This window comes from Aeromonas sp. 601039 (assembly GCF_049174415.1).
GTDB lineage: Bacteria > Pseudomonadota > Gammaproteobacteria > Enterobacterales > Aeromonadaceae > Aeromonas > Aeromonas veronii_A.
The window spans coordinates 1-9,601 of record NZ_JAAKTL010000042.1; the positions used below are offsets into that span (position 1 = coordinate 1).

The 9,601-nt window shown below is 59.8% G+C and carries 6 protein-coding genes and 1 riboswitch; of the genes, 2 read left to right on the top strand and 4 right to left on the bottom strand.

What is annotated here, in order from left to right; translation table 11 throughout:
* Nucleotides 1-114: 114 nt before the first annotated feature.
* Together G5195_RS19970 and G5195_RS19975 are read right to left on the bottom strand one after the other, a co-directional pair.
* Nucleotides 115-540 carry an LPP20 family lipoprotein gene (locus tag G5195_RS19970; RefSeq protein ID WP_064338605.1) on the bottom strand — a complete coding sequence of 142 codons (426 nt, stop codon included), beginning with the start codon at nucleotides 538-540 and terminating at the stop codon, nucleotides 115-117.
* Between the two features lie 10 nt (nucleotides 541-550).
* A complete protein-coding gene (locus tag G5195_RS19975; protein ID WP_005338718.1) occupies nucleotides 551-1,171 on the bottom strand; it encodes a FlgO family outer membrane protein in 621 nt (206 codons plus the stop codon).
* 207 nt (nucleotides 1,172-1,378) lie between these two features.
* Between G5195_RS19975 and G5195_RS19980 the strand changes: the two genes are divergently transcribed.
* The gene (locus G5195_RS19980; protein WP_103251879.1) at nucleotides 1,379-2,533 is read left to right on the top strand and encodes a flagellar assembly protein FlgT; all 1,155 of its coding nucleotides are present in this window, start codon (nucleotides 1,379-1,381) and stop codon (nucleotides 2,531-2,533) included.
* A gap of 76 nt (nucleotides 2,534-2,609) precedes the next feature.
* Here the strand turns inward: G5195_RS19980 and G5195_RS19985 are convergent, their stop codons facing one another.
* A complete protein-coding gene (locus tag G5195_RS19985; RefSeq protein WP_216951924.1) occupies nucleotides 2,610-3,554 on the bottom strand; it encodes a chemotaxis protein CheV in 945 nt (314 codons plus the stop codon).
* 139 nt (nucleotides 3,555-3,693) lie between these two features.
* Nucleotides 3,694-6,729: a glycosyl hydrolase family 18 protein gene (locus tag G5195_RS19990; protein ID WP_421236409.1), complete on the bottom strand. Its 3,036-nt coding sequence runs from the start codon at nucleotides 6,727-6,729 to the stop codon at nucleotides 3,694-3,696.
* A gap of 115 nt (nucleotides 6,730-6,844) precedes the next feature.
* A riboswitch (cyclic di-GMP riboswitch) is annotated at nucleotides 6,845-6,930 on the bottom strand.
* Between the two features lie 296 nt (nucleotides 6,931-7,226).
* On the opposite strand from G5195_RS19990, the gene G5195_RS19995 reads away from it, so the two are divergent.
* Nucleotides 7,227-9,410, top strand: coding sequence for an ExeM/NucH family extracellular endonuclease (locus G5195_RS19995; RefSeq protein ID WP_421223943.1), 2,184 nt, complete (start codon nucleotides 7,227-7,229; stop codon nucleotides 9,408-9,410).
* The last annotated feature ends 191 nt before the right edge of the window (nucleotides 9,411-9,601 follow it).

Here is a 9,601-nt window from a genome sequence, read left to right on the forward strand (position 1 = left end):
CCGATGCGGTACATAGGGGGTTCTGAGTAGAGAAATGCTAGTTGAAAATGTGTAAACCTATTTCAGGACTAGACATGCCTGTGTTGATGCCTGTTTTCAGGTCAGACAATCAACTCAGAACTGACCAGCCATCAACTGATTGATGTTGTAGAGGGCACGGGTATCGAGCTCCATCTCGGTGGCATAGGTGTTGCCGCGCGGATAGGAGGCAACCACCCGGGCACCACGCACCACACCAGCGACCGACACATCCAGCGAGTTGGAGGTCTGGGTCAGATCGCGGTAGCTGCTCTGACCGCGCACCTGCTGACCATTGAGCTGCTCGGCCAGCTCGCGATAGGCATCCATCTTGGAGGCGCGAATGGCTTGCAGCATCTTCTCCGGCTGGGAGGGGCCGGGCTGGATGTCGATCACCGCATAACCCACCGCCTTGAGCACCGGAAAATCATCGGGCTTGCCACCCTGGGTGTAATCCACCACCCGGTTACCGCTGCAACCGGTGAGCAAGAGAGCCAACAGGCAACCAAACAGGATCTTCATGACTCGCTCCTCACGGGGTCAGGTTGACTAGATGACCGCCCGGCCTAGCCTGACTGTCACGCATCAGATAACCGCGATTGATCGATGCCCGACCAAACGAGTTGTTGGCACCGAACAGATATTTTTGCGGGATCAGGCTCTGGGCTGTGGTCTCCACCATCTTGGTGCGCATGTCGATAACGCGGGCGTTGACCAGGATCCCCTTGCTATTGCGGCTGAAGGTGCCGACCAGAATGCGGGAGATCGGCAAACGGGAAGAGAGCTCCTTATAGTTGCGGCTCAGCACGAAGTCCCCCTGCGGCGTCACCTTGATGCTACCGGTCAGCTTGAAGTCCACCACCACCTCGCCGCGGCGGTTGAGCTCGTAGATAAAGCTCTCCTCAATCTGCTGCCCCATCCAGTTAGTATCCTGCAGGGTATCGAGATCGACGAAAGAGGCCACCGCGATGGGCTCGGTCAGGGTGGTCAGTGATTTGCGCTCCATCAACTGATCGGTCATGCGCGCCACCAGCCAGTTGAGCTCCATCCCCTGCGCCGCCTGGCGGGGGTCACCCTGATCTCGATTGATAGGGTCGGAGCCGCATCCGGTCAATGCCAGGGCGAGCGCCAACGCCGTGATGAGTTTGTTCATGGATACCTTTCCTGTATCTGCACCTGATTTGTTATCGGACGCGCCGGACAAAGCTTGAGCCGGGAATGAGGCATGATTCTTGCTTTTTTAATGGACATCGTCAGCGCCAACGTGCGCTGCCACTTGGAACGTGTTGTGATCCATGTCGGCCAGCAGGCGCCATTTCCTCAAAATGGCGCGGCTGCCCGCCAACTCAAGGTATCTGCTATGAAATTACCACTGCTGTTGACCCTGCTGCTGGCCAGCCTGAGCGCCCGAGCCGAGCTTATCGAAGCGCAGGGCAGCGCCGCCATTCTGGGGGGCGATGAGGTCTATGCCCGCGAGCAGGCGACCCGCGACGCCCTGCGTCAGGCGCTGCTGGCCAGCGGCGCGGCCGTTTCCAGCGTCCAGCGTCTGGAAAATGGCAGCCTGCGATCCGAGCAGATCCAGATCCGCTCCGGCGGCGACATTCGCCAATACCGGCTCAAGCGGGAAGAGGTGCGCAACGGCCGCATGTACATCACCCTGGTGGCCGACATTCAGGCCGAACGCCAGATCTGCCAGACCCAGCACTTCGCCAAGGATTTGACACTGGTCAGGCTGCGAATGCGCTATCCGGACCAAGCCAGCTACGGCGCCATGGACGACATGCCGGAAAACCTCTCGCGACGACTGTTCGAGACCCTCGCCAATGCGCCGCAAGGGGTCGCGGTGCGCCAGTGGCTGGATGAAAACCTGCGCATCGATCCGCTCCATCTGCAACAGGGGGATCGCAGCGCCCTCGAGGAGATCAAGGCGCTCAGCCTGCGTACCGACAGCCAGTATCTGGTGCTCGGCAGCATCGACGATCTCTCCATAGAGCCGCAGGGCAACCAGCTGACCAGCTGGTATGAGGATCCGGTGCGCAACTTTCGCATGCAGCTCTACCTGTTCGACGGTATTAACGGCAGTCTGATCAACCGCAAGGTCTACGAAGGACGTGCCACCTGGACCTTTGGCAAGCGGGAACAGGTGGGCAGCAGCAGCGGCCAGTTCTGGCAATCGAGCTATGGCCAGGAGGTCAACTACCAGTTGCAGCAGGCGGCTCAAGATCTGGTAGCCCAGCTCACCTGCGCCCCGGTCACCGCCCGGGTGGTAGGCCAGAACGAACGTGGCCCCTACATCAATCTGGGGCGGCGCAACGGCGTCAAACTCGGCGACCAGTTCAGGATCCAGCACAACGCCGACTTCATCGACCCCTACGGCAAGTCCCGCATGATGCGCAACCCAGCCGACGGCCTGTTCGAAGTGGTGCAGGTATTCGACGATGGCGCCATCATCAGCAGCCAGAACAAATATTCGCCGTTTAACATCCAGAATGGGGATTTGGCAGTATTGGAATAGGTGCCAGAGAGTTACCGGCGCTTACGGCATCTCCCGAGCTTCCCGTTGTTATGGTTCACCAGTGGATTGGTATCGGTTAGTTTCCCAACACCTGACGCAACCTCTCCTGCGCAACGCCCACCAGCAGGTCGGGCTGGAACTTGGAGATAAAGCGATCACAACCCACCTTCTTGACCATGGCTTCGTTGAAGTTGCCGCTCAGGGAGGTATTGAGGGTGATAAAGAGATCGGACATGCGCGGATCACTGCGCACCTCGTGGGTCAGCCGGTAGCCGTCCATCTCAGGCATCTCGGCATCGGTGATCATCAGCAGGATCTCGTTGGTCACCTTCTTGCCAGCATCGCACCACCCCTTGAGCAGGGTCAGCGCCTGCAAGCCATCCTGACACTCGATAACCTCGAGTCCCAGCTGGCCAAGAGTCTCACGCACCTGGGTACGGGCGGTGCTGGAATCATCGACGATCAGCACCTTGCGGCCGTGCATCTCGGGCAGGATCTCCCGATCCAGCACCTCTTCGGAGATGCGGATGTCATAGGTGATGATCTCCGCCAACACCTTCTCCACATCGATGATCTCGACAATCTGATCGACGCCATCTTCCGGAATGCGGGTGATGGCGGTGAGGTAATTGGCGCGCCCGGCGGAGCGCGGCGGTGGCAAGATATCCTTCCAGGTCATGTTGACGATATTGGCCACCTGCCCCACCAGAAAGCCCTGAATGGTGCGGTTGTATTCGGTGATGATGAGGTTTGATTCACTGTCGATGGGCATGGGGCGCATACCAATGGCACTGCGCAGGTTGATCACCGGGATCGAGGTGCCGCGGATATTGGCCACCCCGCTGATATTGTGATGGGAGCCCGGCATCTTGCTGAGATGGGGCAACTTCACCACTTCCCTCACCTTGAAGACGTTGATGGCGAACATCTGGCGGGTGCCGAGACGAAACATCAACAACTCAAGGCGGTTTTCCCCCACCAGTTGAGTTCGTTGATCAACGGAATCCAATATACTCGCCATACGCTGATATCCATCTGATTATTAATCGACTCTAGTATAGAGGCTGCCTGCCAGGAAGGGCAGGCGCATTTTCAACCAGAGTGACCAACCAGATAAAAAAAGTGAGGCCGAAGCCTCACTTATATCATTGATTTTAAAATCAATAACTACAGACAGACTTCCAGCTGCCGTCGCTTGCCTTGGGCTCGCTGCTGGTCCACCAGTTGGCCTGCCACACAATCTTGTTATGGGTGATGCGATCACCACCATTGGCATGATCCCCCTGCGGCCAGTTTGGGTAAGCCTTGTAGGAGGCCGGGTTGACGTTCTGGCTGCTGCAGGTGGCGCCGCCCGGGTTCTCACCGCCACCATTGCTGCCCAGCACGGCCTCCGGCAGGGTCGGGAACTCAGCCTTGAGGCCCGCAGTCTGGGTGCCGCTGATGATGCGGATACCGCTCGGCACACCGGCGGCCGGCAGATAGTAGGTCATCGCCACTTCCACGTCGCTGCCCGGCGCCCACGCCTTCCAGGTCGGCAGCGTAAAGGCCGCCTTGTGGAAGTCCTTCTCGCCCACGATGCCGTCGGAGTTCTGGTTGCCACCGCTCTCCACCACTTTCAGCCCCATCCCGCTTTGGTCGGTGATGGTGTCGGAGGTGGAGGTAGGCACCAGGAACTCGATGCGAGTACCGCCCGGAATGGTCTGGGTCGAGTTGTTGGTAAGCTTCAGGGTCGGATTGATCGGGTAGTTGGAATCCCCCTCCTTGAAGCCGGAGAGGCTCACCGCGATGTCGAGCTGGGCGGTTGGCGCCGCCAGATCGTTCTGCTTGGTGTTGTACTTGGTCGCCTTGGCAAACTTCTCGTAGGCGAGCGTGGTCAGCGTGCTGCCCATGCCGTACTCGTTCTTGGCCGGATCGAAGGCGTAGTCACCCGCCATCTCCCAGAACATGACCCCGCCCAGGCCCCGCTTGATGATGTAGTCAAGCTTGTGGCCCATGGACTCTTCATCTTCGGTGGAGAGGAACACCTTCTTCTCTTCGTTCCACAACCAGGGCGCCTGCGCCTTGTCATCGTAGTAACGCACGTACTTGCCCTGCATCACGTGGGCCGGGTTGTTGGGATCCAGCCCCCAGGCCTGGCCGTAGCTCGGCATGGTGGTGATACCCAGGCTGGCGGCGTTCTCCAGGTTCTTGGCATGCCACATGGGCACGGCGCCACCGCCGATTTCCTTGCCGTTCTTGTCGAGATCGTGCCAGATGTTGTCGATGCCGACCGCCCCGTTGCCGCACGGAATGGTGCTGCCACCGGTGCCCGGCTGACAATCGCTCTGGCTCGGCAGGGCTGCCTTGCCGGCCAGGCCGTGGGTGCCACCGCTGACCCCTTGCCAGCCGCGGGTGTAGTAAGGCACGCCCACGTTGATCTTGCCGGCCGCCAGGGCGCCACGGAAGTAGTGGGCAGACCAGGCCGCGTTGAGGTAGCCGATGCCGCCAAACTGGCTCTGGGTATAGACACCCCAGTGGGCAAGTTCGGCATCCGCCTTGTTGTCGAACAGGGCGGCGTTGTGACCGACGAAGTTGTTCCAGGCGCCGTGGAAGTCGTAGGTCATCAGGTTGACGTAGTCGAGGTACTGGGTGACCTGGAAGTTCTCCATACCGCGCAGCAGGTAGGCCGAGGCCGGCGAGGCGATGGTCAGCATGTACTTGCGACCATCCTCGCTGCCGGCGCTGTCGAGCTTGCTGCGCAGGGTCTGCATCAGCACCTTGTAGTTGGCAAACAGCTTGCTACGGCACTGGTTGGAGAGCGGGAAGTCGTTGGGGTTGCCCGCATCCTTCATGGAGGTGGGATACTCGTAGTCGACGTCGACCCCGTCAAAGCCGTACTGGCGGATAAAGCTCACCGCCGAGTTGGCAAAGGCGTTGATGCCGTCGCTGTTGACCGAGCAGTCACCCTTGGTGGTGGCGGTATAGAAGCCACGGGTATCGGCCCAGCCCCCCACCGAGATCAGGGTCTTCACGTCCGGATACTGCTTCTTGTACTTCGACAGCAGGTTGAAGTGGCCCTTGTAGGCAAACTCCGGATCCATCTCGGCACCCGGCACGCCGTCCCAGGTCATCTTGGTGGCTGCATCGTCCACCTTGATGGTGTGGCTCTGCTCATCCACCGCCGCGAAGGCGTAGTTGATGTGGGTGATCTTGTTCCATGGAATATCACTCACCAGATAGGCGGGCAGGCCGTTCTTGCCGGTGCGCCAGGAGGTGAAGTAGCCGATGACCCGGCGGGCATGGTCATCCCCCATGCACTCGTAGCCATCCTGGCGATAGATCTGGCGAATGTCACAAGAGAGGTTGCCACCGGTGGGCGGCAGGGCTGCCTCTTCCACCTGTACGTCGACCTGGCTCGATTCGCCGCTCAGGTTCTCCTTGTCGGTCGCCACCAGCTTGAGGCCGGCCAGCCCCTTGCTCTGGGGCGTCCAGTTCACCTGCCAGGGGGCACTGGTGTCTTCGCCCACTTTCTTGCCATCAACGAACAGCTCGACCTTGGCGACGTCGTTGTTGGCATCGGTGACGTTGCCGCTCACCGCCACGCTGCGACCCAGGGTCACCTTGGCGCCGCTGGCAGGGCTGCTGATGCTCACCTTGGGCGCCTCTGGCGCCACCACGGCGGCGACGTTGAAGCTCGAATCCGCCTCGCTCAGCACCTTGCCATCTTTATCCAGTGCCCGTGCCTTGAGGGCGTGGGCGCCGACACCGGCGGCACTCCAGCTGCCGTTCCAGGGCGAGGCGCTCGCCGTGGCCACCAGCTTGCCATCGATGAGGTATTCCACCCGAACCAGCGCCGTCACCGGGCCGCTCAGGGTCACCGCCAACGCAACGCTGGCCCCCTCGTTGACACTGGCGCCGGCAGCTGGCGAGCTAACGGCTACGCCGAGTGCCGGTGGCGGCACGTCCCCGCCATAGAGTTTCCAGGCATCGGCCCAGACCACACCCACCCCGGGGGCGTAGTGATAGGGCGAGGCCCCGCACCAGCCGGAGTAGGGAAATTCTTTGCACTCATAGAGATTGCCGACGTTGCTGACGATGTCGCCGGCCTTGTAGGCGGTACCGGCCTGATAGGCGGGATAGGCGGCCTGTGCCCAGGCGGGCATGGCAGCCAAAGCCACCAGCATGGCAAGCCTGCTGGGCCTTAGGGTCTGTTGCATATTGTTATCTTCCTTGTTTTGTCTTGGCATTGGTCACCAAGGCAAAGAACAAGCGCAACCTGCGTGATGGGCGCAGACAACTGGCAATGGACCTGCCACAAACGTCACCCTCACCCTGGGAAGCCCCGCTATCTGGATCGCGCGATCTGAAGACCGGAGGCATTGCGTCCCGGCATCTCGACCGGTTTGCCCTTTACCTGGGTTCCGTGAGGAACAAGCCGAGTATAGGAATCAACCAGCCGAGTCTCAATCTTCATTCTCGAGGAAAAATATGTGGTTGCCGGCAGGATCACACTTTCTCACCGACGCACTTGATAGGTCTTTTATCAGTAACTTCAAGATGTTAGCCAAGTCAAAAAAAGCTGCTTTGCGCTCGTTTGTATCCCTGGAATGTGCGTTGGCTCACTGGTACGACATGCCAGAAATGTGACAATGCGCGCCCTTGGTCAACGAGCCAAGGCTATGGAATCACTGGCAAAAATAAAAAAGGAACACCTATGAAAGGTACTCGTACCCTGCTGTCGCTGGCCGTGGGGCTGGCACTTGCATCCTCAGGCGCCCATGCGGCATTTGTCTGCCCGTCCGATCCGGCTCAACTCACCCCCATCCCGGCCATTCAGGGCACAGGTTCCGGCAGCGCGCTGGCCACCCAGACCGTGACCGACAAGAACGGCAATGTGACCGGTAAAATCAGCACGGGCACCTTCAATGTTCGCGGTATCGTGACGGCGCTGGGCCAAAGTCTGACCAAGGGGTTCTATCTGACCGACCCGGTGGGTGATGGCAATCCGGCCACCTCTGACGGCATCTTTGTCTATCTGAACGACAAGGAGTTTGCGACCAACTATGCCGACATCAAACCGGGGGCAGAACTCTGCCTCGAAGCCAAAGTCGAGGAGTATTACGGCGGCACTCAGCTTAAGCCCACCTTCGAATCCAGCAAAGCCCGCCTGCTGGTCACAGCGCAAGGACTGGCGGTGCCGACCAGCGTACTGCAGGTCAATGAAGGGGAGACGCTGGCGCAAGCGCTCAATCGCCACGAAGGGATGCGGGTACGTCTCGACAGCAGCAGTGACCTGCACCTGACCCGCAATTACGGCTTCGACTACAAGGTCTATCGCAACAACCTAGAGCTGGCCCACAAAACCCCGCTGATCAAACCGACCCAGCTCCATGTCGCCAGCAGTGCGGACGCTGTCGCGCTGGCTACCAAAAATGGCAGCAACCGTCTGGTGGTCGAGTCTGATTACAAAGCGCCGGATGGCGTACTGCCCTGGTTCCCGGGCTGGGATGCCGATCAGGGCTATCTGCGTATCGGTGATCAACTGACCGGGCTGGAGGGGGTGATCGTCTATAGCAAGGATGCCTTCCGTCTGGTGGTACCGAGCGACGTCACCCTGGCTGCCGGTGCTCTGCTGCGCAGCCCTGAAGAGGATCGTCAAGACGCGCCGGCTCGCCTCGCTGGCAGCGATCTGCGGATCGGCAGCTTCAACGTGCTCAACTACTTCACCAGCCACTCCAGCATTGGCGGTGCACTCAATATCCTGTGCAAGGATCAGGCGGATGCCGACAACGCCAAAGGTTGCAACCGGGGTGCCAAGAGCCAGCCCGAGTTCGAGAAACAGCGCACCAAGATCGTCAATGCCATTACCGCAATGGATGCCGATCTGCTCGGCCTGATGGAGATGGAAAACAACGGCTTCGAGGATAACTCGGCCCTCCACAATCTGGTGACTCGCCTCAACGAACAGCAGAAGGATGCGAGCAAACACTACGCCTATGTGCGTCTGCCGGTCACAGCCCTTACCGATGGCAAGTTCTTCGGCGGGGACGCCATCATGGTGGCGATGATCTACCGCCCTGCCCTGCTCACCCCCAGCGGGGATGCCAGCGTCATCAAGCTGCCGGAGCAGCGCTACACCACAGGTGGTGTGGCCAAGACAGCCGGTCAGCGCGACTCGCTGGTTCAGACCTTCACCCTCGCCAAGAGCAAGGAACCGCTGACGCTGGTGGTCAACCACCTCAAATCCAAGGGGTCAGGCTGCTACGAAAATGGCGATGGCAAGACAGAACCGGCCGACCTGCAGGGCAAGTGCACCGAGTTCCGGGTCTCTGCCGCCAAGGTGCTGGGTGAGGCGGTCAGCAAACTGCCGGGCCAGGTGCTGCTGGTTGGCGACTTCAACTCCTACGCCAAGGAAGATCCGATCCGGGTGCTGACCGACTACAACCCGGCCACCAGCGAGCGGAAGATCGTATCGGCCTCTCACACCTTTATCGGTGATCAGTCCTATGAACAGCTCGGTCGCGAAGTGACTCGCAGCTACGGCCTGATCGATCTCAACGTCAAATTCAACAAGGAGAAAGCCATCTCCTACAGCTACGACGGGGAGCTGGGCACCCTGGACTATGCCCTCGCCAACCCGGCGCTGGCCAGCAAGGTGGCTGGTGTCGCCGACTGGCACATCAACTCCTTCGAAAGCTCCCTGTTCGAGTACGGCAGCCAGTACACCGGCACCCTGCTCAAGTCTGACAACCCCTTCAGTGCCTCCGACCATGACCCCATCATCGTCGACCTGAGACTGGAGAGCGATGCCACCAAACCGGACACCTCCTCAGGCGGTGGTGCACTGGGACTCGGCCTGCTGGCCCTGTTGCCACTGGCCTGGCGACGTCGCCGTTAACCACTGGCGTATCTGAATCGTGCAAGCAAAGCCCGCGAGTCTCGCGGGCTTTTTCATTCAGGTCATTGGATTTACAAATGAAAGGCGCGGACGTATGGAGAAAATAAATGATGGATGTCTAGTCCTGAAATAGGTTTACACATTTTCAACTAGCATTTCTCTACTCAGAACCCCCTATGTACCGCATCGGG